Below are 23,771 nucleotides of genomic sequence, written 5' to 3'. Positions count from 1 at the left end.
AGTTTATTAGAATTTAAGCGTGAGTGTACCACCATAATACCGGGATGGTGGTATCTGACCTAAATCATTCAACCCGATACTATTTCCGGTTCCGTTTGCATTTGCGGTAAATTCCGGGTCAGTGTATACGTTTGACTTAGGAGTCCACACAAACAGATTACGTCCGATGGCTGCAATTTCTACGCCTTTAATAAAGCCGGTTTTATTCAATATCGTTTGTGGAAGACGGTAACTCAGGGACACTTCACGAAGTTTCCAGAATGCCCCTGATGTAACATAGTTCATCGTCACTGCGCGCCTGGTATCGTTTTGAGTCCAAAAGTTTGGTCCTCCGTCCGCCACTGTAATATTTGTGTTATCCACATATTTTCCTGTTGCCGGGTCCTTGTATACGGAGTTAGGAAACACGAACCGTTCTCTGTTATACATCGCAGTATTGATCCCGGCACCTGAAAAGTCAAGAGTGCCTCCCAAACCGTTATACATCACATAGCCCCCCCGGTATTCAAATACTGTCCTCAAAGCAATCCCCTTGTAGTCCGCATCCAGATTTAAACCTAAACGATGAAGGGGTTGTGTATTTCCGGCATACGTAATATTAGGATTTAAAGTAGGATATCCGGTCACCGCATCTACAATTACTTTGCCTGTAGCTGAGTCCCTTAAATAATCGGTCACATAAAGTGCAGGAAAAGCTTTGCCTGTTGCAGCGTAAACACCAGTTCCGTCACCAAAGAATAACATTCGGAATAGTTGCAGATCACCTAATCCCAGGTCAACAACTTTATTATTGTTGTAGGTGTAGTTTGCTCCGACCGTCAGTGAAAAATCTTCTTTTTGTATAGGTGTTACGGACAGGCTGGTTTCTATCCCACTTCCCTTAGTATTCCCCGTATTCGTTATATATGTTGTAAATCCGGTCGATTGGGTAACACTCGCTGGCATTGTCTGGTTTTTTGTCTCTTGCCCATAAATCGTAAAAGATGCTGAAATCCTGCTGTTCCAAAGATCGATATCAAATCCTGCTTCTTTGGAAAAAGTAAATTCGGGTTTTAAGCCTTCCTGAACGATTGTATTACCAATAGAATAACCAACATTGCCAGAATAGGGGTAACCTGCACCTTGGCCAAAAGTAGGTTTGGTTCTGTATGGGCCCAGGTTTACATTTCCCACATTACTCATTGCTGCTCTGATCTTCAAAGCATTTATAACCCTGCTACTGGCGATCGCCGGAATTGCTTTGTGTAAGAGCAAAGAAATGTCGCCTGCAGGATAATAGAATACATTATAACCCGGATCCAGTACAGAAACTTCATCTCGTCTGCCCGTCAGGTGTAATGTGAGCATATTCTTCCATGTTCCATAAAAATCCGCATAGAAACCTACTGTGCGGGTTCTAAAATTGCTTTCCCCTGCTGTTGGGGGAGCTATCTGATTTGAAATATTAAATAAATCGGGAACGCCCAATCCAGTAATGCCGGCATTTAAAGCTTTACCTTCCTCCTGGATTAACTGGCCGGCCAATGTCAACTGCAAGTCAAAATCTGAGACCTTCTTTTTAAATGTAGCAAGAAAATCGCCGATCAAACTAATTTCATTTCCCATTGCATCATTCACACTACCTGTGATATCGGATTTTTTATAGGAGCCGTTTGTATGATCTTTTGCATACTGACTATACCGGTAAATATTTGTCCAGTTTTTTACATTGTAATTCCTCGATGTAATACCCAGCCGACCCGTCAGATCCAGCCAGCTAAGCGGAGAATACTTCAGAGATACATTGCCGAGCAGGTATTCATTTTTTGTTCTCGAACGATTATTATCCTTTATAAAGTAAGGATTGTTATAAAATGCGTTATAGTAAAAATCCGGCATGGCAAATGAGTCCACCTGCCAGTTTTTATACCTCGTAACCGGAATATGCCCTGGTGTATTTAATATCTGATCATAAAGGGCAGCAAGCACGCCAGTTTGAACAATATCATAGGCATTTTGATTATAACGCATTGAATAATCCAGGCTAAGATTCGGATATATTTTTTCGGTACCACCAAGACTAAAAGTTGTACGTTTAAAATTATCATTCTCTACAACACCGTTGGCATTCAGATACTGCGCTCCAAAATAGATTCTCCCTTTTCCTGTGGGAGTAGACACCGACAAATCAGTTTGCGAGGAAAGAGCCGGTTTCCAGAAATTCAGCTTTCCTTCTTTGCTGTTCCAGGCATAAGGAACAGTTTGGGTTTTCCCGCTTGGTAACGGGAAATCACCTATTTCAACATTGGATCCATCGTATGCCGGTCCATACTGCTGGTTCTCGTAGGGCAGATATTCCTGAATGTATGCAGTAGATCCTGACCCGAACTGTTTCTGAAGCTTTGGATAAAAAGAAACACTTTGTGCTGAAATCGTTTGGGAAATAGTTACTTCTGTTTTGAGGTAAGAGCCCTTCTTTGTGGTAATAATCAGCGCACCGTTCGATGCACGCGATCCATATAAGGCCGCAGCTGATGCTCCATTTAATACTGAAATATTTTCAATATCATTCGGATTCAAATTTCCTACAACCTCATTGGGCACAATGACATTATCCAATACAATCAATGCCTGATTATTTCCTGTTATAGACCTGTAGCCTCTCAGCACAACACTAAAACTGGGATTTACCCCTCCATTTACAGCATTAATCTGCAAACCCGGAACTTTACCAGCCAAGGCGGAAGTGACATTTTGAGGAGAAGCCTGCACCAGTTTATCAGACGTAAGTACGGTGCTACCATAACCAACCTTATTTTTTGACATTGTTAAACCAGAAGCAGTAACTATCACTTCCTCGATTGTTTCTTTACCACTTTTGACAAGCATTATTGCTTTTAAATTTTCAGCGCTGTTCTTTTGAATAGTATTGAATCCTGTAGCAGAAATTTCAAGAATCGCCCCAGTGGTGACATTGATGGAAAAATGCCCTTCATCGTCCGCTGCAACTCCCAGGTTTGCTCCAATTACGGTTATTGTGGCGAAGGGAATTGGCCGCCCGGTTTCATCCACAACAGAGCCGGTTACTGTCTTTGTTTGCGAATAGCCCGTTATACAAATGGCCATAAGCATTGTAAGCAATGGTACAATTTTTCTCATGTATTTTTTTTTGTTAAAAGAATAAATAACAGCAGTATTGATCAACCTTCAGGTACGGGTTGTCAAACATTTCTCAGTTTGAAAATACATTTTTTTAACAAAAAATTTATCTCTTTTTAACTTTTTATTATCAACAAAATCAATAAAAGTGTTATAATTTATTGCTATAAATTGATTTTCATCAAGTTGAAATGATTTAAAAAGTTTAGAAAATATCTAAAAAATTGATTTAAGTCAATTAGTTTTTTGAAAAATAATTAATTCATCAGTCAGTTTTGCTCCATTATACCGTCCACATAAAATTTTTACCCCTCCTCCTAAACTTTATGTAGGTTTGCAGCCTATGCAACTACTGAACGGAAAAGAAACAGCAAAAGTGATCCTGGATACACTGGAAATCGACGTGGCACAACGGGCCGCCACCGGCAAAAAAATCCCCCACCTCGCAGCCATCCTGGTAGGCACCAATGGCGCCAGCGAAACCTATGTGGCCTCCAAGGTAAAGACCTGTAACGAGATCGGTTTTATCTCCACACTTATTCATTTTGAGGAAGATGTGACGGAATTGAAGCTGCTGGAAAAGATAGAGGAACTGAACGAGGATATGGATGTGGACGGCATCCTGGTACAGCTGCCGCTTCCTGAGCATATTTCTGAGAAAAAAGTAATCGAAACCATCGATCCCTCCAAGGATGTGGACGGTTTTCACCCCATAAATATTGGCAAAATGACCCTGGGAGAGAAAGATGCGTTTGTTTCTGCAACTCCCTACGGCATTATGTTGCTGCTGGAGCATTATAAGATCGAAACCAAGGGAAAACACGCTGTTGTGATCGGCAGAAGTCATATCGTGGGCCGGCCCATGAGCATCTTATTAAGTAACAATACCAATCCCGGTAACTGTACCGTGACCCTTTGTCATTCCAAAACCAACGATCTTAAAGCGATCTGCCTGCAGGCAGATATCATTGTGGCGGCTATCGGCATTCCCGAATTTGTGACCGCAGACATGGTGAAAGAGGGTGCCGTTGTTATTGATGTGGGCATTACAAGAATAAAAGATGCTTCAAAAAAATCGGGACATCGCCTGGTGGGTGACGTCGATTTTAAGAATGTAGCGCCGAAAACCAGCTTTATCACACCTGTTCCCGGAGGTGTAGGCCCCATGACCATCGCGGCACTGATGAAGAATACATTTAAATCCTGTGATAACAGGAATTAGCTTTCAGCTTTTTGATCACCAGTCCTGTATCACCGGTGGTGGGCAATTGACCTGAAACCGCCTGCCCCTGGGCATGCGCTTATTTCCGTAGCTTTGTACATTATAATCCGAACGTATCAAACAGCAAACAGCATATAACATCCTGTCCGCCGGTACCGGTACAACCCTTCCGGTAATGGAGCATTTTTATACCATCCAGGGAGAAGGGTTCTACCAGGGAAAAGCAGCTTATTTTATCCGTTTGGGCGGCTGCGATGTGGGCTGTACCTGGTGCGACGTAAAGGAAAGCTGGTCATTCGATGCACACCCCCATCTGACAATAGAAGACATCGCCGCTGCAGTGAAAAACACCCCTGCTCCCATTGCGGTGGTCACCGGGGGAGAGCCACTGCTCCATAACCTGGACCGGTTAACCGCCGTGCTTCATGAAAACGGCATCGCTACCAATATTGAAACCTCCGGATCTTCCCCCCTTTCCGGCAACTGGGACTGGATCTGCCTTTCGCCAAAAAAATTCAAACAACCCCTGCCGGAGCTCCTTCCAAAGGCAAATGAGCTGAAGGTCATCGTCTATAACAAAACGGACTTTGCCTGGGGCGAGCAATTTGCTGCACAGGTTGCACCCGGATGCCGGCTTTATTTACAACCGGAATGGAGCAAGGCAGCACAGATGACACCGCTTATTGTCGATTACATCAAAGAACATCCGGAATGGGAGCTGAGTCTGCAGCTCCATAAATACATTAATGTTCCTTAGAAGGAAGCTGTCAGCTATCAGCCTTGAGCCCTACCGAAAGATCCCGTTTTTTGCTTCCTGTCTTTTGAGATTTGAGCATTGAGATTTCAGCGATCAGCTTTAAGCCTTCAGCTATCAGCTGTCAGAGTTCTGCTCACTCACTTTTCATCATCCAATCTTGATAAATTTATGTACGTTTGATGCTGTTAAATTCTTATTATGGCAAAAGCAAATACGACGAAAAAAGAAAAAAAAGGGAAAGCAGTAAAACCGGTCTTAACAACAGAGGCACTTGGGTTTCTGAAGAATTACATCAACAATGCATCTCCTGTGGGATTTGAATCCTGGGGACAAAAATTATGGCTGGATTACCTGCGCCCTTATATTGATACCGAATTTGTAGACCCCTACGGCACTGCTGTGGGGATTGTTAACCCGGATCAGCCCTTTAAAGTAGTGATCGAAGCACATGCGGATGAGATCGGCTGGTTTGTAAATTATATCACCGATAAGGGACTGATCTATGTAAAACGCAACGGCGGGGCCGACCACCAGATCGCTCCGGCGCAGCGTGTTTTTATACATGGTAAAAAAGGACCGGTAAAAGCCGTATTCGGCTGGCCGGCCATCCATACACGTATCGGAAAAGAAAATGAAACACAGCCTAAAACAGAAAACATCTGGCTGGATTGCGGCGCCCGCAGCAAGAAAGAGATCGAAGCACTCGGCATTCATGTAGGCGCTGTGGTTACCTACCAGGATGGTTTTGATGAACTGGCAGGGGACCATTTTGTGGGCCGGGCATTTGATAACCGTATTGGCGGCTTTATGATCGCAGAAGTGGCTCGCCTGCTGAAAGAAAACAAGAAAAAACTGCCTTACAGTCTTTACGTTGTCAATGCCGTCCAGGAAGAGATCGGGTTGCGCGGTGCCGAGATGATCGCACGCCGGATCAAACCCGATATTGCTATTGTAACCGATGTGACACATGACACCAACACGCCGATGATCAATAAAAATATTGAAGGCGATGTGCTCTGCGGCAACGGGCCTTCACTGGCTTATGCCCCCGCTGTACACAACAAACTGTTGGGTTTTGTGGAGAACATTGCAGAAAAGCACAAGATCCCTGTACAATGGCGGGCATTGAGCCGCAGTACGGGAACCGACACGGACTCTTTTGCCTATGCCAATGACGGCTGTCCTTCTGTGCTGATATCAATGCCGTTGCGGTATATGCATACAACGGTGGAGATGATCCATAAAAGAGACATCGAAAATACCATCCGGCTGATGTATGAGACCCTGCTGGCGCTTACGCCACAGACAAAGCTGAATTACCTGTAATCATCTTTTCCAAAATAAAAGGGTCTGGTATTGCCAGACCCTTTTTTATTTTTAAACCCTGTTGCAAATTAAAATCCCTGGTTATTGGGTAGCAGGTTGGGGTTCACATCAATTTCCTGTTTCGGAACGGGGAATAATAATTGCTTTTCCGAAAACGTAGCGTTGAACACGGTTTTATGCCCCACGAAATTATCCCAGTTGCCGGTAACATCGTTGTGCACCTTTCTGGTGCGCAGCATATCAAACCACATTTTGTTTTCAAAGCACAGTTCAAAATAACGTTGCAGCCATACCTCTTTTTCAAAGGCATCTTTGCCCGTATTTGAAAAAGGCGCCAGTTGTGCTCTCGCACGAACGGCATTCAGGCTCTGCAGTGCCCGCGCATTGGGTGCTCCTTCAGCCCGGTTGGAAGCTTCCGCATACAGCAGCAATACATCGGCATAGCGATACAGGGTATAGTTTAAATTGGACTTGAGCGTATTAGTAACAGCATTTACATCAAACCACTTATACAGGTACGGATGTGAAAAAGTGACCAGCTTACCGTCCTTGGCACTGGGGTAACTGCTGTAAAAAAACTGACGCTCTTTCGCGCGTTTATCGCCGGCCGGGAAGGATGCAATGAACTGCTTGGTCGGATACACCGACCCGTATTCATCCGAATACTTGGAGATCCCGGAATAGTTTGGAATGGTCAGCGGGGTCAATGGATTGTTCTGATTGGCTGCAGCTGAATATTGTACCTGCAAAATAAATTCCTTTGTGTTCTTATTCGCAGGGTTGATCATATCGGTATATTCAGGAAAAAGGCTGTACGCCCCATTATTAATCACATCGAGGGAACGTTTTGCAGACTCCGTATAATATTCATTTCCACCATTGATTGCCGCGCCGGCATAGGTTAGATAGACGTCTGCCAGAATAGCTTTTACCGCTCCCATGGAAATCGTATTACTCCTCCAGGGCAGGCCGGATTTTTCCGCAATCAACAAATCAGGGATAATCACACTGTCATAGATCGCTTTGGCAGGTGTCCTTGGCACTTTCAGCTCTTCAAAATCGGTGGCCAGTTCCGTAACTTTAGGAACAGCACCATACATACGCACCAGGTAAAAATAGTAAAGTGCCCTCAATGTACGGGCTTCCGCTACCATATTCGTTTTTTCTCCATCACCTATTCCATCAATCTTAGGGATAGAAACAATGGCCTGATTGCAGGCGCCAATTCCTTTATATAAGTATTGCCACCAGGTATCGAAATAAAACGAGGTGCTGTTGTAACTGAGGCTTTGAAACATAGTGTAATTTGTCTGGCCCAGATCACTTCCGGATTTTCCGGTCATATATTCCATCAGGTTCCAGGTATTACCACCGTAAGAGGAGGGCTGTCCTCCAAGAACTGCTTTGCTCAGGTTCTGATAACAGCCGTCCGCAAAAGCCCTTGCCACTTTACTGCTGGTAAGTTTAGAATCGGGTGTTATAAAGGAAGTGGGCTCTTCTTCCAGGAACTTTGTACAGGATGCCAGCAATAAGATCAGCGCAGCACCCAATAAATATTTTCTATTTTTCATTTTGTTCATATTTTATTGTTAGAATACGAGGCTGACACCCAGGTTCCATACACGTGGGCGCGGGTAGGAAAAGAAATCGAGGTTTTGTGAAAACGTTCCGTTACTTCCTACTCTTGTGTTGTACGTATCGACTTCGGGATCATATCCGGTGTATTTGGTACTCAGGAACAGGTTTTGAACACTCGCATAAATCCTTAACTTTTGAATGTTCCAGCGATCAACGGTAGTTTTGGGAATAGAATAGCCCAATATAAAATTCTGTCCGCGGATAAAAGAACCATCTTCCACCCACCAGGTATCAAACTTAGAATCCTGCGCATATTTATAAGGACGTACCTGGGAGATCATCGTATTCTGGTTATCCGGGGTCCAGGCGTTCAGTACGGTTGCCAGACTGTTGGCAATTGTCTGACGGTCTTCTGTAGAGTGCTTAAAAGTGGCCGCAGTGTTCATACCCTGAACAAAGCGGATATCAAAGGAAAAATCAAAATTTTTATAATTCAGTGTGCTGGAAAAGGTCCCCGTCCATTTAGGATTTGCTCTTCCGATCACCCCATAATGTTCGCTGCCATCCTCATTTAACAGGTATTTCCGGTCGCCTGGCTTCAGATTCTGTGTTGCAGCCAAAGCTGCTTCATCTTCACTATAGGTACCCAAACGGGTTCTCCCCCAGAACGTGCCGATGGCTTCCCCTACACGCAGGATATTGGTCTGACCCAAAAAGTTGGGTCCAGGAAAAATATCCGCATTACCATCGTTCAATTGCAGGATACGGTTGCGGTTAGTAGCAAAAATAAAATTCGTCGACCATTTAAAATCTGGATGATCAATATTCACTGTATTCAGGCTGATCTCCAATCCTGTATTTCTCACAGATCCGACATTGCGGTATACATAGGCCTGATCAAATCCTGCAGACCAGGGAATCGGTGTCTGCAAGAGCAGGTCTTTTGTGGTGCGCGAATACGCATCGGCTGTCAGGTATACCCGGTTGTTCCAGAGTCCCAATTCAACTCCTACATCGCCCTGCCAGGACACTTCCCATTTCAGATCCGGATTTCCCATATTGGTAGGTACCAGGGTGGTGGACTGATTTTCCCCCAGTATGGTAGAGCCCGGCTGGATCTTCTGTAAAGAGGTATAAGGATCAATTTCCTGGTTACCGGCAGCTCCATAGCTTGCCCTTATTTTCAGATCGCTGACAACGGTACTGTTTTTCAGGAAATCTTCTTCAGATGCCCGCCAGGCTACACCCAGAGAGGGAAAGAAGGCGTATTTATTGTTCTTACCAAATTTGGAAGAACCGTCATAACGGCCGGTAGCAGTAAATAAATACTTGTTCTGGATATTATAGGTCACCCTTGCATAATAGGAGTTCATTGCCCAGCGGTAGTCTTCCGATTCGGAAGCATTCCTTACCGCACCCGCCTGCAAATAGTGCCATTGAAAAATATCATCAATGAATTGCTGGTTATCTGCACGGAGACGCTCCTGATTGTACTCCTGCCAGGAGGCACCCAGCATGGCCGTCATCCGGTGTCCGTTTGAGAAATCCTTATTCCAGGTCAGGTAATTCTCCGACTGCCAGTATACATTCTGATAGGTATTTAAATTTGCTTCACCGCCCTGGTCCCAGGAAAGGTTGTGCAGATCCATTGCTGAGTAGAAATTATTTTTCAGATTATTGAGGTTATAACCGAAGTCAGACTTGAATTCTAATCCTTTGGCGATCCGGAATAACAGGTAAGTATTACCCAGGGTCTGGATCGTATTATTCAGCGAATAGCGGTTGTTTGCAATATGAACCGGGTTGGGACCACCCTCCATACCTGCAATGTCACTATTGCCGGCCCATTTGCCATTCGGGTATTTTACAGGAAGGATGGGCAATGCTTCCCCCACCATCCGCGGAACATTCAGCCCACCATTACCATCGGAAACCATCCGTTGCAGTCCTTTTACAACACCGATGCTTCCTCCGACCTTCAACCACTTGTTTACTTCATTATCCAACGTGAACCGGGCAGAATACCGTTTGAACCAGGATTCGGCCATGATCCCATTCTGATCCAGGTAACCCAGTGAAAGGCCAAAAGTCGTTTTTTCATTTCCGCCCTGGAAATTCAGCTGATGACTGGTAGAAACAGCAGGTTTATAAACTTCCGATTCCCAGTTGGTGTTGTAAAGGGGCTGATCATTTGCATCAAACAGATCGGGGTAATTTGCATGATTCAATGCCGGCGGTGGTGTATAGGGGCTATTTACCGGATCAGGGTTAAACTTTTCTGCATTGGCCATGGCGTCGTTATAGACCTTCATAAATTCGGTCGCATTTAACGAACGCAGATGCCGGGATAGTTGCGCCACATTCACATTACCCTCATAGGAAACCTGCGTTCCTCCCCTGCGTCCTCTCTTCGTCGTTATCATCACCACACCATTGGCACCACGGGCACCGTAAATGGCAGTAGATGATGCATCTTTAAGAACTTCCATAGATGCGATATCGTTAGGGTTTAAGGTGTTCGCATCTACTCCAACCACACCATCCACCACATATAGGGGATCCAGACTGGAGTTGATAGAACCCAAGCCCCTAATGCGTACTTTGGCACCGGCACCCGGTGCATTATTGTTCACGCTTACTTCCACCCCCGCAACCTTTCCCTGTAATGCCTGTGTTACATTGGGCACCGGCGCGTCCATTAGTTTATCTGATTTTAAAGTGGTTACGGCTCCCGTCAGGTCCGACTTCCGGGCCGTACCATAACCGATTACCACCACCTCTTCCAGTTTCGAACTGGAAGCATCTTTCAGTACAATGGTACCCAGGTCCGTCCTTCCATTCACTGCTTCTTCTGCCCCGGCATATCCCACAGCGCTGAAGACCAGCGTGGCATTGGCATTCGTTAAATTAATGGAGAACGTTCCCGACTCATCGGTTACCACTGCAACTGATGCGCCTTTTACCTGCACGGTCACCCCGGGAAGTGGTTCCCCTTTTTCATTGGTGACCTTCCCGGTAACAGTAGTCTTTGTTTGCTGAAAAGCAATGGCAGGTGCTGCGCGTCCTTCCGTTGCCGGAACGACCCCCCATCCGAAAACGGCGGCAATAAAACAGTACCTCGCTTTTGAATAACAGCCCGGAAAAAACCCGGGCAGGAGTTTACGATTTCTCATATATATTAAAATTAATTAAACGGTCTAAAGGCCTTTAAACAGCCAAACAAACAATACGGTTTTCAACAGGCAGCCTGCAAAAACGTTATTGCAGCTCTAAAGTAACATCAATTCCTAAAACAAAAAAGAATTCTTCCTGCTTCTTTTAAGAATGAAGTACCGGTCACCTACAGATCGCCGCAAAACAACAACACTCCTTCTCGGGAAAAAGAGTTGATGCAACACATCTCCAATATTCTTATTTACTATTAAAAAAGGCACTCATATGATCCAATCATATGCTTCTACCCGGCAACTTTTATGCCGGACTGTCATTAACTAACGATTTATAAATATAAATAGTGTGCGCTTCAAAAAATAAGTCAGCTTTTTTGTTTTAGCTGGCTTTGAAAATAGATACAGGCCTGCTGCAAACCACATTCCCTGCATTTGGGATTTCTTGCCAGACAGGTATACCGTCCGTGCAGGATCAGCCAGTGATGGGCTTTATGAATCAGACCGGGAGCAATATTCCGGACCAGTTCTTTTTCCACGGCAAGCGGTGTCGTCAGTTTCGGGGATACAAGCCCTATGCGTTTGCTCACGCGGAATACATGGGTATCCACCGCCATATTAGGTTGTTGTTCCACTACAGAAGTAATAACATTGGCTGTTTTCCGTCCCACACCCGGCAGGGTGATCAGCTCATTTACGGTCATCGGTATCTGCCCGCTATAATCCTCCATGACCTTTTGCGCCATGCCGATCAGGTGTTTTGTTTTATTGTTCGGATAAGAAATGCTTTTGATAAGCGGGAATAATTCATCAAAAGTGGCATGACTCAGCGCTGAAAGATCAGGGTATTTTTCAAAAATAAAGGGAGTGGTCATGTTCACCCGCTTGTCCGTACACTGTGCGGAAAGAATTACCGCCACCAGCAGCTGGTAGGGGTTGTCATATACCAGCTCTGTTTCCGGATTGGGCATATGCTCCTGGAAATAATCAACAACAAATTGATACCGTTCTTTCTTAGTCATAAACAAACGTACAAAAATACGTTTAAATATGTTAGCCATAAATGCAGCCGCTAAAACACCATAAAAATGTATCTTACAATTATTCCGCCACAGCGCGGTATCATACTTTAAAATAAAAGCGTTCAGTATATGGGGACGGTTGAATACAACAACGATACCATCCGGATCATTTCTCATATCATCACTTATGGAAATGCTGCAAACGACAGCATTACGGAACAGATAAGAGCAGAGATCGAACAGATGTGGAACGAGCCCGGTGGAACGGTGTACCTGAAAGGTATTCCCGGTCGCGTGGAATTCCGGATCACGGCAGTATACCGGCCGGATATTGCCCCTGAAGAAATTCTGGGAAATGATGATCCCCGCAATAATTATTTCAGGATTGAAGAATATGCAGCCGGCAATATCTCCTTTGTTGATGGCCTGGGCTGTAATACCGGGTATTTTAAACTGGAAAACCTGTACAAGGGCTCCACTACCGCCGCTCATGAGTATGGGCACACCCTGGGCCTGGAGCACCCCTCAGATATTGATTTCAGAGGGAAAGGCCTGCCCGGCATTATGTATCCCCGCGGAACGCTGGTAGATCCGCAGTACCAGTACGAACCGGATAAGGCAGCCGGTACCAAAGGCGGTACCCTGCATCCCATGTACCGGAAAGTGCGGAAAGAAGATATTGCTTTACTGAATATAGAGCGCCTGGATTTCCGGAATAATAGAGCTATCATCGGTGATTTCAGCAGTGTATGGCATCCCGATCATCAGACATTGCTTTAATTCTTTATAAGCACATAGTGCCCTGCCAGCGCTCCTTTTATTTCCTTCCCATCCATATCCAGCTGGGTAAGTGCATTGGGCGTGATGGTGTACATCACCGGCCGCTCTATCCCGGCACCATCCATTTTCAGGTACAGGATATTGCCGCGCACATCGTATTTACCTTTGTTGATAAAAGAATCGGGTTGCTCCCCTTTGTACATTTCTTTCATAGCAAAAGACCGGTCATCAAACAGGGTGATGCTGGTTTCGATCCCCTCACAACTGGCGCAGGGCAGTATCCCGGAATAAGTACCTTCAAACCGGATCGTATCCGTACCTGCTTTCACCGAATCCGGTATTGGAGCAGATGAATAACTGTAAACTGTTGTGTCTTTTTGTGATCGATTGTCTGCCCCTTCCCCGGCACAACCCGCCATTCCGAGCAACAGGACAAAATAATACCACCGTTTCATGTCTATTCAGTTTTTGTCAGATAAAACGTATCGGAAGGCCATTACTGAACCTGCCCGGTCAGTCCCGGGTATCCGGATCCAGCGGGAACTCCAGCGTAAATACACTTCCCTTACCCAATGCGCTTTCCACCTTGATCGATCCGTTATGCGATTGCGTAACGGATTTCACATAGTTCAATCCCAGTCCAAAACCCTTTACATTATGCAGGTTTCCGGTATGCGCCCGGTAGAATTTTTCAAATACCCGCTTCTGGGTTTCTTTGGTCATGCCAATACCATTGTCCTCAAATTTCAGTACCAGTTTCCCCCCTGAATTATAAGAGGCGATCTTCAGATGGATCGGAACATTGTCCTTGGAATATTTTACCGCGTTGTCGATGAGGTTATTTACCAGGTTGGTAAAATGCACTTCATCACCTTTTATAAGATCATTCGAGGCATTCAGGTTCAGCTCAGCCTTGCCGTTCTTTTCCTGCAGCTGCAACAGGAATTTATCCGCTACCAGTTTTACGATCTCATGTACATGCACCGGTGTTTTATCCAGCACCACCTCCTGTTTTTCAAACTGCGACGCTTTTAAAATGGCCTCCACCTGTTTGTTCATGCGCTGGTTCTCTTCTTTGATAATGCCACTGAAATAAGACATCCGATCCCTGCTGGACATGACCTTTTCGTTTTTTAACGCATCAACAGCAAGCGAAATAGTGGCAATAGGTGTCTTAAATTCATGCGTCATATTATTGATAAAGTCATTCTTTATCTCACCCAGTTTTTTCTGCCGCAGCATCGTGTAGATCGTTACAAAGAACGCGGCCACGATAACCAGCGTAAACAATATCGCCAGGATAATGCTTTCCGTCAGGGAGCGCATCACCAGCCGCTTGTAATTGAGGGCCACCACCCACAAGGCTTCATCCGGGTTTTCAAATGCCGAGCCGCTTGACACCACGATCCCCACTCCTTTTGCAGAATAATTGTGTACCGTGTCTGCATTGGCCCGTGCGTAATTAGGTGTCTGTTTTTCCACAGGATCAAACGGCTGATCGCTGCTCAGCGTCAGCAGGAATTCAAAGCCCAGATCTTCCAGGCCGGCGTTGTCAAATGACTTCCTCACCCGGTTGTACAGCTGCTGATAGCTCATTTTAGCATGAATGGTGTTCCGCTTAAAAAAATCATGGGCAGACCTGGGGAAAAGGGGAATATCGTTGTTGTAAGGGGTGCTGTACTGGGTTTTGTACTGGATCAGTTCGGCACCAACCTCCTTCACCGCATTATCTATTTTCTGACGTACCTGGTCCTCCTTGAGAATGGCCATGTTCTTTAGCCAGGAAACCTGGATAAGAATGATCCCTAACAGGGAAAGCAGGATCAATACGGTAATAAGTACAAATAATTTTTTCACAGACGTTAAAAACTGGGTAACAGCAAATATAATCATCGATCCGCATCTGTAAAAACCGTAAATCTGATTACCTTTATACTTTAACTTGCTTTTATAGAAGCAATTCAGGTAATTTACTTCTTAACTGAGGCGGAAAATGGAACCAGCAAACGGCACTTTTTTAATTGCAAATCCCCATCTGAACGACCCGAACTTTGTACGTACGGTCGTATTTCTGTGTGAGCATGACGCTGCGGGAAGCGTCGGGTTTGTCATGAACCGGAAAACGATCCACACCCTCGGAGACCTGGTTCCGGACCTGGAAGGGCATGATTTCCCGGTTTATGAGGGCGGTCCGGTGGGTCTGGATAATCTTTATTTCCTGCACCAGTACCCTGAAGAGATCCCCGGCGGGAAAGAGGTACTGAACGGTGTGTACTGGGGAGGAGATTTCGACACGCTGGCCGCGCAGCTTTCAGCAGGCAGGATCGATCCCGGTAAAGTACGCTTTTTCCTTGGCTACAGCGGCTGGGGTGAAGGCCAGCTGGATTTTGAGATGGAGGAAAAGACCTGGATCGTAGCCCGGGCTACCCCGGAGTTCCTGTTCAGTAACGACGAAAAGGAACTCTGGAAAAATATTCTGAACCATATGGGAGGCGATTACAAGCTGATTGTCAATGCGCCGATTGATCCAAGGCTGAATTAAAAAGCCATTGTACCTGCATTTTTTTCATTAACATAATCACGATCCATGAAACGTTTATTATTCTCACTCACACTCGGCGTGTCCGTGCTTTTTTCTGGCTGCGACACCTTACAATCTGTAGCCGGCGGACTTTCCCAACTGGAAATGGCCAACGGGCTGCGCGCGGCCCTTACACAGGGCTTATTCAGCGGTTTTGATGCCTTTGCCAATCCCAACCAGGGGAACCCGTTGGTGCGCTTTGCCTTCCCGGGGGATGCTGCCAAAATCGAAAAAACACTGCGCGACCTCGGGCTCAGCTCGCTGGTGAACCAGATGACCTCAAAATTTACCAATGCCATGGGGCAGGCGGTAACAGAAGCAAAACCCGTTTTCCTCAATGCCGTTAAAAATATGAGCATTGCAGATGCCGCATCCATCCTGCTGACCAACAACCGGCGTGCGGCAACCGATTTTTTTAAAGCGCAGATGTCACCGGAACTGATGTCCAAATTCCGGCCGATCGTGGACAATACCGTACGTACCAGCGGTGCCGACAAAGACTATCAGACGCTGGCAAAAGCCTATAATGCGATCCCCTTCACCAGCAAAAAACTGGAGACCAGTCTGAATGATTTTATAGCCGCGCGCGCTATCGACGGTATGTTCCTTTATGTGGCCAGCGAAGAGGAAAAGATCCGGACCAACCTTTCCTTCCGAAAAACCGATCTTTTAAAACGCGTATTCGGCTATGCCGACCAGCAAATGCGGCTGAGAGGCGGACAATAAATTGCATCAGTGCCACGCAATTACCCCCCCCAGGATTTTTTATTGTCATGCTGCTCCGGCAGATAGGAACAGCATGACAATACATTATAAACCTGCTTCGGGGCTGCTTTAATCATTTAGAGCGCCAGCGCTTTGTCGATTTGATTCCTGCCTTCGCCGATCAGTTCCCCCATGCTGGGGGCATTTGTTTCAACGATTGTTCCGTCCTTCCCAATAATGAAATAATGCGGGATGCCGGTAACATTGTAAGATTTAATAACCGGATGCTGCTCCCAGCCTTCTGCGATCAGGTTTACCTGATCCTCTATCCGGTATTTTTTTAACGCGTCTTTCCATTCCTTGTCATCAGCGTCTACACAAACAGACACAAACAAAACTTCTTTCTCCTTGTACTTTGTATGAAGTTTCTGACTGTAATTTTGTATATCATAGATACAGGGGCCACAGCCCACCCCCCAAAAATCAAGGTAGACAACCTTTCCCTTAAAATCAGTCAGCGACACCTGCCTGCCGGAAGCGTCCTTCAACGTAAATACCGGAGCCGGTTTACCAGGTTTAAGTGTTGCAGCCACGGCATAGCCCTGTGCAAGGATCTCCTGTAACTCAACATCCTTTAATTCGGTCCGGAACCGGTTACAGATCGCTTCCACTTTATTGAATTCATACAAATTGAAGCCGCTTAGTATGCACCGGGTAATGAACCAGTCCCGGATCTTTGGTATTTTGAAAACAGCTTGTGCCAGGTGATAATTATCAGCAACGGGATCAAACTCTATGGCGGGTCCTGAAAAGGAATTAAAGATCATCTGGGGGGCAAATCTTGGAAAGCTGTAAAGAAAATCCCGGTATCTTTCACAGCTCCAGAACAGCGAGAGGTCCAGATTAGAATACCGGTAATAGCTGATCAGTTGCTCCAGGTGTCCGTTGCTTACAGGTATATTCGGACGCAATTCGTATTGAAGCAATAATTTCTGGTTCCAAAGTACCAATGCATATTTGTAAAACAGATCTGGAAATACTGTTTTAAACAAAACCCCGCTGCTGTCAGTTCTTTCAAGCAGGGCACGGAGTTCTTTATTATAAAGATCATTGATCAATGTGAATTTTTCTTCATTGCCCGGAGGGCTGCTCCGGTTACGGAGTGCTTTTTGCATTTCGGAGAAAGGCTCCCGGAAATTCAGGAACTGGTACCATTGAAAGGTCCACAGGGTATGTTGTTGCTGGCCGGTTCCCGTGACCCGGAAGCTATTCCTGAAATCCTTTTCATCCCAGTTCAGCAGCAGGCTGTCACCATCCTGTACCGTAAACACAACAACATCCTTATTCAGGTTAAGATAGATATCCTGCCGGCGGCCTTCAATCTCCAGTTTGTGTTTAAAGCTACCATCCTTATTAAAAAGAACAGAAGACATACGGTTATCGAAAAAACCGGTACTATAAAACTCAAAAAAACCGGCCTGCACATTTTTTACATTCCCTATAAGCCACACGGTTCCTTTGTCACTAAATCCCTGAGCAGTTACTGTTGTGGTGAGCAGAGCAAGTATGGCAGTTATAGTATATTTCATATTGCAGTTTTCATAAAGTTATAAAAAAAACCGGGGCTTTTGAGAGCCCCGGCAATAAGAAATCAGACAGTATCTGTTACCACAACTGGTTATTCTTTTGCAGCGAATAGGAAAATCCAAGCGCCAGCGAGTAGTATTTATTCGGGTTATTCACTGTCTCTCCATCGTGGTTATCCAGGTTTTTAGACAGGAACCGTACATTCCCTTCCAGGAAGATACGCCCGCGGTTGCTTACCCGGTATTTCACCCCGCCGCCTACAGGAAGGATAAACCCGATCTTGTCGGCACGCTCTTTCTGCCCGGTAGAAGAACTGTAGTTAAAGAGACCATAGGCACCAACACCTGCCAGCACATAAGGCGACCAGCGGGTTACGGCATCATTCAGAAAATCGTACTGGGCTTTAACGGTTGCTTCTCCCACATTTGCTTTAAACTCCCCCTTGGCAGCATTTACATTTTCTTCCAGGTTGTTGCCTTTTATCTGACCCAACAGCAATTCTCCTCTTACAAATAACTGCGAAGGCAGGATCATGCTGTGGTCATAAAAAGCGGACACGGCATATGACGTATGCGACCCCAGCGGTGTCTTAACGGCATACCGGCCGGAATATCCCAGGGCTCCTGCCGTAATACCGATATTGCTTTTGCGCGCCACATAATCTCTTTTTGTACTGTTCCCGTTATTGTCCTGAGCGGTTGCAACCAGACTCAGCACCGTAATTCCTGTTAATAGAAGGCTTCTTTTAAAATTCATAATTATATTATTTGCTCCACATACGTTTGCTCAAACTGTTCAGCTGCTGCTGGATATCGGTGGCATGTGCATCCGTAAGCGGGTTTTCATTAAATCCATTCTCTGCATCCAGTGATGATTTGATCACCTTACTGTCGAACAGCCGGTTCTCAAACACTTCTTCCCAGGTGATCCGTCCTCCCATATCCAGCGGGTTTACGATATTACTGCGCACCAGCGTTTTCCTCAGGTCAGGGTAATAAACCCAGAACAGGGCATGCTCACTGTTTGCAACGGTATAGCCGTCCGATGTGGTATAGGCAGAGAGCGGCGCAAGACCCAGGATGCGGATATACGTTTTACCATCCCTTTTGTTAAAGACCCATTCTTCTTTGATCCGGAATTTATATACCGAATCACCGGACACCATCCGGCTTCTTACCTGGTATCCCACAATATTTCCTTCCATATCGTACTTGGCCGCGGTGTCTTTACCGCCGCCGAAACTGGCCACTACCTCATCATAGCTGATGGGAGTGGTAAAGCGGTCGTCGATATTGCTGAACGCTTGTACTCCATTCTCTTTTATTGCTTTAAGCATGATATTGATCAGCCGGGAATTATCCTCACCGTCGATCGCTTTGTTAAAAAAGTAACGGGCATTCTTGGTGGTACGCGCATCAATCGTGCGCCATACCCGCACCCGGTACAGGGCATCAGAAGCATACAATGCCGTATAAGGCAACGGGGTAGCAGTGCTGTCGGACATATCATCTTCCAGGATATTATCCTTACGCAGTGATTTCGCCTCTGCTCCAAACAATCCGCCGGTAGGCGCTTCATCCATCACTTCAATTGGCAGGTCGGCCTGCATGGTATCCACTACCGGGCTTTTATCGGGATCCGGCTGGTCAGACTGTGCGGGTTCCTTAGCGGGCGTGTCGGATTTGGGTGCCGCCGTCTTCTTCGAAGGCGAGATCGGTGTATCGTATGCGCTTCGCTGGCAAAAACTGTATTCCGGAACGGTAAGTATTCCCGTCATCAGACAAACAGCTATAAGCATTTTCAATTTCATCAGTAGTATAATTTACTTCCGGGCAAATTTCCCGGAAAACGATCAATTAATATAAATTAAATGCAATAGGTGGTAAGGATCTTGTACCTCCGGGCCCTGTTGCTCTTATTTCGTCAATGGTAATGGTACTTCCCGGCTGCGCCTTTTCAATGAGTGAACGGGCTGCATTAAAGGAATTTCCACTCACCGCTTTGTGCATGAACTCGGGGTATCCCGCTCCTGCAAAGGTCATGGTATAACCGGTAACGGTAAACTTCACCCCTTCAAACACAAAGTTCTCCAGCTCTGCCCTTACCCCTGCCTGCGCCTTGAAATCGTTTACGCGCATACGGCCGCCTTTACTGGCGCCCACCATTGCAGTAGGAGACGGCACGGATTTTACACGGAACTCAAAGCTGGTGGCATGCTTGCCATCATTTACAGTAACGGTAGCCGTACCCGGTGTGGATACCCTTGCAGTATATTTACCACGGGACCCCGAAATACTGCCCTGGCTGATGGAAACCCGCAGCTGATCGGCACTGGTGCCGCTGCCACCGCCCACCGAAATGGGATTCTCCAGCCCTACATACAATACCTTTACTGCATCCGCGCTCACGGTCAGGCCCGTTGGGGAAGCCACCGTATAAGTGATATCCCTTGTGATAACCGAAGTGGTTCCATCGGGTTTCACAAAGGAGATGTTCACGCGTTTTGTATAGGTACCGGGGCCACCGGCCACTGTTTTATATTCTGCAAGGCCATTGGCATTCAGCGGAACGGCCGCACCATCAATGGTTACCGTAGGACGGGCATTTTTACTGAAGGCTCCGATACCTGCGGTGATATTGAACTCCTGTCCCGGCAGCAGGTACTGCGCATTGGCGGTGGCCAGGGCCTGGAACTCATCATACACTACTTTTACTGCTCCGATCTTGTTATGGCAGAACTCCACGATCTGCGATTCTGCGTTCTTGATATCGTTCTGAAATTTAGAAAGGATGGTAATGGCCGCTACCGAAGGCGTGCTCCGGAAATAAGCAGCGGACCAGGTTCTGTTATTGCTGTTCTTTACTTCCGGCATGGACAGGTCCAGCGGCAATGAATGCTGGAATTCTGTGGTGATTTCCGGATCGATCGACAACACCGCTGTTTTGTAACCGGTAAGTTTTTTCAGCAACTCCTCTCCCTGTTTTTTATCTACCAGCAGCCTGGTGGGCACATCCAGGTTACTTTCTTTATATGCTCCGGTCTTTGCATTCAATCCCGATTCGGTTTTGATCTGGGTCTTTAAAGATTCGATATAATTAACCAGGTCGTCTGAAAGCTGCCGGGTCTTCTCCGCCCGGGGCATCCATAAATGTGCCAGCTCCTGGGTTTTAGGATCGTTTGCTTTTTCTTCGAGTGAGACAAATATTGTTTTGTTCTTTTTATCGATGGTCTCGTTGGCATTTGTCAAACTTTTATCGATCGTTTTAAATGCGTTCAATACCTCCGATGATACATTCAGTGCCAGCAATGCGGTAAGCACCAAATACATCAGGTTAATCATCTTCTGCCTCGGCTCCCGTGGTAAAGCCATAATAGAATTCCTTTACGTTATTTGATAAATTACTGTAATGCCGGATTATACGTTCTTCACTTGCATAGCGGCGATCATGCCACTATACATCTGGTTCAGTTTGGCCAGATTTTTTGACAGGTCCGCGATCTCCTTCTGCGTATTCTTTGCATCGTCTGCACTGTTCACCAGTGCGTCGGAGGTTTCCGCCAGCTTTTTATAATACATGTTCATCTGGCTGATAGAAGCGCTGGCCTGTTTGATCTGCCGCGCGTATTCTTCCGTATCCACAATGCTTTCAGAGGCATGGCTGATCCGGGTAATGTTGGCCTCCAGGCTTTTGAAACCGGCACTCAGCCGGCCAAGGTTTTCGGGGGTTATGTCGGCTGCTTTCAGCATCTCATCCACCGAGACCAGTGCGCTGTCCTTTGCCATTGTTTTTTTAACCACCACTTCATCATCTGTTCCGGTAGGATTTCCCATTTCATCCACTTTCTGCGGAGGATTAAACAGGTACATCAAACCAAAGCTCAGGAACACCAGCACCTCGGTGTACAAACCGATCTGCAGCCATACATTGGGATCACCAAACGGAGAAGTTCCTGTAAGCTTAAACAACACTCCCAATAACACGGGAACAGCACCTAAGGAATAGAAGATCTCCAGGTACCGGTCAATCGGGCGAACTTTTTCAACAGCCATACATGCTAAATTTTATAAGTAAATGTTTTATGTGATTGATTATTCAGGCAGGTTTACAACAATACGGAACCCGAGATAGGAATGAGAAGCATCAAGGTCCTCAAACGAGCGGTTTTCCGTGGTCATAAATGTAGGCGTATCTTTCCAGCTGCCGCCCCGTATCACCTTCCTTCTCTGTGCTTTTGATTCAGATTCGGGGGTTCCCCACTGAATATCGGGGTTGAAGCGGTTCTGGAAATTCTCGCCCCCTTCATAGTAAGAAGTGGTCGTCCATTCGGAAACATTATCCGCCAGGTTATACAAACCAAAATCTCCTTTTTTAGCGCCTCTTACATATACCGGGAAGATCTTTCCCTCCCCGGGGATGGCACTTTTTGTATTGTTGCCGATCTCATCTTTTTCGCTTTCGGCGGGTTGGGTTTCTTTTTTGACCGCGGTTTTATTATTCAGGCTGGCAGCATATTCCCACTCTGCTTCTGTTGGAAGCCTTGCCTTTCCGCCGGCACCTCCCCTGTTCCTGGACTGTTGTGCCAGTATCTTATGCTTGGTCATCCAGTCGCAATAGGCACTGGCCTGTTTCCAGCTTACCCCTACCACCGGGTAGTTCTGATATTTTGGACTGCTGAAATAATTAACCGCCATTTGTTCGTTGTTGGAATAACCGAAATCCCGCATCCATGCAAGGGTATCGGGATATACCTGAACCGTATAACGGAAAACAAAATCCTTGGCATCACGTCCCTTATTTTCTTTTTTTGCCGCCTCCTGGTAATTGAAGCCTTCCAGGGCATAGATCAGTTTTTCAGGATCCAGCATCCGTTTCTGGCTGATCGTTTTTGAGGGATCCAGCACCAGGTCGCCCAGCTGTGAAAGAATGGCCGGGTCATTATAATTAATGCGGCTGGCCGCCTTCCAGTTTATAGCAGTATCATTTCCAACAATTGTAACGTACTGCCCTCCCAGGCGTTTTGCTGCAATCGAATCCCGGACCCAGCCCACAAATTCGCGGTACTGTGCATTGGTCACTTCAGTAGCAGACATATAAAAGCCGCTGATCAGTACCGGCCGCTGCTGGTTCTGACTTGTAGGTGAGGTAGAATCTCCATGGTTTCCCAGAATGAATGTACCGGTAGGTATTTCCACTACCGACATGGGCATTGTAGAACCGATTTCAGATTTTTTACCTACAACTTTTCTTAGATTGATACTTTTTTGAGAATACGAATGAAGACATAAAATGGATGCAACAGCAAAGAGAAGAAGATTCTTCATGGAAAAATTTAGGTTTAAAAAACATTTAATTCACAAAATGTCTGCCAGAATCGGAAAATTAAACCTCTTTTATAAAAAACGAAACTTTTTTTTGCGATTTATTGAAGATCTGGCAATTATATCCTGTCGTGGCAGGCTCATCTCTTCAAAAATAATGGATTACAATCATTTACCCTTACCGGTTATGGATTTTTACAGGCAGCAAAAAGCCCGTTCTAAGACGGGCTTCAACAAGTTATATATCTTTCAATTAAAGGGGCGTAGCTCCCTCTATCAGTACGGTCACCTTATTGTTCAGCACTTCCGCAAATCCGCTCTGTATCTGGTAGAAGCTGGTTGCTCCGTTGAGGCGGTCCTTTAAAATTTTCAGTTTGCCTTCCTGTAATGCGGCAATCATTGGTGCATGCTTATCCAGCACTTCAAATGAACCGGAGATCCCGGGCATCTGTACACCGTAAACATCACCGCTGTAGACCTTTTTTTCGGGAGTTAATATTTCTAATTGCATACAATTTGAAAATTTGAAAGTTTGAAAATTATTAATGTAAAGTGCGCCCTTCTCCAATCAGCGCATCTTCAAATTT

The 23,771-nt window shown here is 45.8% G+C and carries 19 protein-coding genes; 6 read left to right on the top strand and 13 right to left on the bottom strand.

Features of this window, described 5'->3' with window-relative positions:
• Window positions 1–6: 6 nt before the first annotated feature.
• A complete protein-coding gene (locus K7B07_RS17330; protein ID WP_223711785.1) occupies window positions 7–3,138 on the bottom strand; it encodes a SusC/RagA family TonB-linked outer membrane protein in 3,132 nt (1,043 codons plus the stop codon).
• A gap of 343 nt (window positions 3,139–3,481) precedes the next feature.
• Between K7B07_RS17330 and folD the strand changes: the two genes are divergently transcribed.
• The 3 genes from folD (at window position 3,482) to K7B07_RS17315 (ending at window position 6,443) form a co-directional block, all read left to right on the top strand.
• Window positions 3,482–4,360, top strand: a complete 879-nt coding sequence (gene folD / locus K7B07_RS17325) for a bifunctional methylenetetrahydrofolate dehydrogenase/methenyltetrahydrofolate cyclohydrolase FolD (RefSeq protein WP_223711784.1) — start codon at window positions 3,482–3,484, stop codon at window positions 4,358–4,360.
• Window positions 4,361–4,535: 175 nt separating this feature from the next.
• Window positions 4,536–5,117 (top strand): 7-carboxy-7-deazaguanine synthase QueE, encoded by a 582-nt coding sequence (locus K7B07_RS17320; protein ID WP_223711783.1) that lies wholly within the window; start codon window positions 4,536–4,538, stop codon window positions 5,115–5,117.
• Between the two features lie 198 nt (window positions 5,118–5,315).
• Window positions 5,316–6,443, top strand: a complete 1,128-nt coding sequence (locus K7B07_RS17315; protein WP_223711782.1) for a M42 family metallopeptidase — start codon at window positions 5,316–5,318, stop codon at window positions 6,441–6,443.
• Window positions 6,444–6,511: 68 nt separating this feature from the next.
• Here the strand turns inward: K7B07_RS17315 and K7B07_RS17310 are convergent, their stop codons facing one another.
• The 3 genes from K7B07_RS17310 to nth all read right to left on the bottom strand — a co-directional run bounded on the left by K7B07_RS17310 (window position 6,512) and on the right by nth (window position 12,210).
• On the bottom strand, window positions 6,512–8,014 hold the full coding sequence (locus tag K7B07_RS17310; RefSeq protein WP_223711781.1) for a RagB/SusD family nutrient uptake outer membrane protein: 1,503 nt from the start codon (window positions 8,012–8,014) through the stop codon (window positions 6,512–6,514).
• 18 nt (window positions 8,015–8,032) lie between these two features.
• Window positions 8,033–11,194 carry a SusC/RagA family TonB-linked outer membrane protein gene (locus K7B07_RS17305; protein WP_223711780.1) on the bottom strand — a complete coding sequence of 1,054 codons (3,162 nt, stop codon included), beginning with the start codon at window positions 11,192–11,194 and terminating at the stop codon, window positions 8,033–8,035.
• A gap of 362 nt (window positions 11,195–11,556) precedes the next feature.
• Window positions 11,557–12,210, bottom strand: a complete 654-nt coding sequence (gene nth / locus K7B07_RS17300) for an endonuclease III (protein ID WP_223711779.1) — start codon at window positions 12,208–12,210, stop codon at window positions 11,557–11,559.
• A 129-nt stretch (window positions 12,211–12,339) separates the two neighbouring features.
• Between nth and K7B07_RS17295 the strand changes: the two genes are divergently transcribed.
• Window positions 12,340–12,990, top strand: a complete 651-nt coding sequence (locus K7B07_RS17295) for a peptidase M10 (RefSeq protein WP_223711778.1) — start codon at window positions 12,340–12,342, stop codon at window positions 12,988–12,990.
• On the opposite strand, the gene K7B07_RS17290 is transcribed toward K7B07_RS17295, so the two are convergent.
• Both K7B07_RS17290 and K7B07_RS17285 read right to left on the bottom strand, forming a co-directional pair.
• The gene (locus K7B07_RS17290) at window positions 12,987–13,445 is read right to left on the bottom strand and encodes a copper resistance protein NlpE (protein ID WP_223711777.1); all 459 of its coding nucleotides are present in this window, start codon (window positions 13,443–13,445) and stop codon (window positions 12,987–12,989) included. The genes K7B07_RS17295 and K7B07_RS17290 overlap by 4 nt on opposite strands.
• A gap of 58 nt (window positions 13,446–13,503) precedes the next feature.
• On the bottom strand, window positions 13,504–14,847 hold the full coding sequence (locus tag K7B07_RS17285) for a sensor histidine kinase (RefSeq protein WP_223711776.1): 1,344 nt from the start codon (window positions 14,845–14,847) through the stop codon (window positions 13,504–13,506).
• A 136-nt stretch (window positions 14,848–14,983) separates the two neighbouring features.
• Here K7B07_RS17285 and K7B07_RS17280 point away from each other — a divergent pair, with 136 nt between their 5' ends.
• Both K7B07_RS17280 and K7B07_RS17275 read left to right on the top strand, forming a co-directional pair.
• Window positions 14,984–15,532 (top strand): YqgE/AlgH family protein, encoded by a 549-nt coding sequence (locus K7B07_RS17280; RefSeq protein WP_223711775.1) that lies wholly within the window; start codon window positions 14,984–14,986, stop codon window positions 15,530–15,532.
• A 45-nt stretch (window positions 15,533–15,577) separates the two neighbouring features.
• Window positions 15,578–16,297, top strand: coding sequence for a DUF4197 domain-containing protein (locus K7B07_RS17275; protein WP_223711774.1), 720 nt, complete (start codon window positions 15,578–15,580; stop codon window positions 16,295–16,297).
• 116 nt (window positions 16,298–16,413) lie between these two features.
• Here K7B07_RS17275 and K7B07_RS17270 read toward each other — a convergent pair whose 3' ends face one another.
• From K7B07_RS17270 to atpC, 7 genes are all read right to left on the bottom strand, one after another.
• Complete coding sequence (locus K7B07_RS17270; RefSeq protein ID WP_223711773.1) at window positions 16,414–17,865, bottom strand: TlpA family protein disulfide reductase; 1,452 nt, start codon at window positions 17,863–17,865, stop codon at window positions 16,414–16,416.
• A gap of 76 nt (window positions 17,866–17,941) precedes the next feature.
• The gene (locus K7B07_RS17265) at window positions 17,942–18,619 is read right to left on the bottom strand and encodes an outer membrane protein (protein WP_223711772.1); all 678 of its coding nucleotides are present in this window, start codon (window positions 18,617–18,619) and stop codon (window positions 17,942–17,944) included.
• Window positions 18,620–18,626: 7 nt separating this feature from the next.
• Window positions 18,627–19,673 carry a type IX secretion system ring subunit PorN/GldN gene (gene porN, locus K7B07_RS17260; RefSeq protein ID WP_223711771.1) on the bottom strand — a complete coding sequence of 349 codons (1,047 nt, stop codon included), beginning with the start codon at window positions 19,671–19,673 and terminating at the stop codon, window positions 18,627–18,629.
• A gap of 46 nt (window positions 19,674–19,719) precedes the next feature.
• Window positions 19,720–21,234, bottom strand: a complete 1,515-nt coding sequence (porM, locus tag K7B07_RS17255; protein ID WP_223711770.1) for a type IX secretion system motor protein PorM/GldM — start codon at window positions 21,232–21,234, stop codon at window positions 19,720–19,722.
• A 45-nt stretch (window positions 21,235–21,279) separates the two neighbouring features.
• On the bottom strand, window positions 21,280–21,915 hold the full coding sequence (locus K7B07_RS17250; RefSeq protein ID WP_223711769.1) for a GldL-related protein: 636 nt from the start codon (window positions 21,913–21,915) through the stop codon (window positions 21,280–21,282).
• A 39-nt stretch (window positions 21,916–21,954) separates the two neighbouring features.
• Entirely contained in the window at window positions 21,955–23,187 is a 1,233-nt protein-coding gene (gene porK / locus K7B07_RS17245) for a T9SS ring complex lipoprotein PorK/GldK (RefSeq protein ID WP_223711768.1), read from the bottom strand.
• Between the two features lie 250 nt (window positions 23,188–23,437).
• On the bottom strand, window positions 23,438–23,695 hold the full coding sequence (atpC, locus tag K7B07_RS17240) for an ATP synthase F1 subunit epsilon (RefSeq protein ID WP_223711767.1): 258 nt from the start codon (window positions 23,693–23,695) through the stop codon (window positions 23,438–23,440).
• Between the last annotated feature and the right edge of the window lie 76 nt (window positions 23,696–23,771).

This window comes from Niabella beijingensis (assembly GCF_020034665.1).
In the GTDB taxonomy this organism is placed as follows: domain Bacteria; phylum Bacteroidota; class Bacteroidia; order Chitinophagales; family Chitinophagaceae; genus Niabella; species Niabella beijingensis.
The sequence above is the reverse complement of the archived record's forward strand: the minus strand, read 5'-3'. Positions and strand labels throughout refer to the sequence as shown.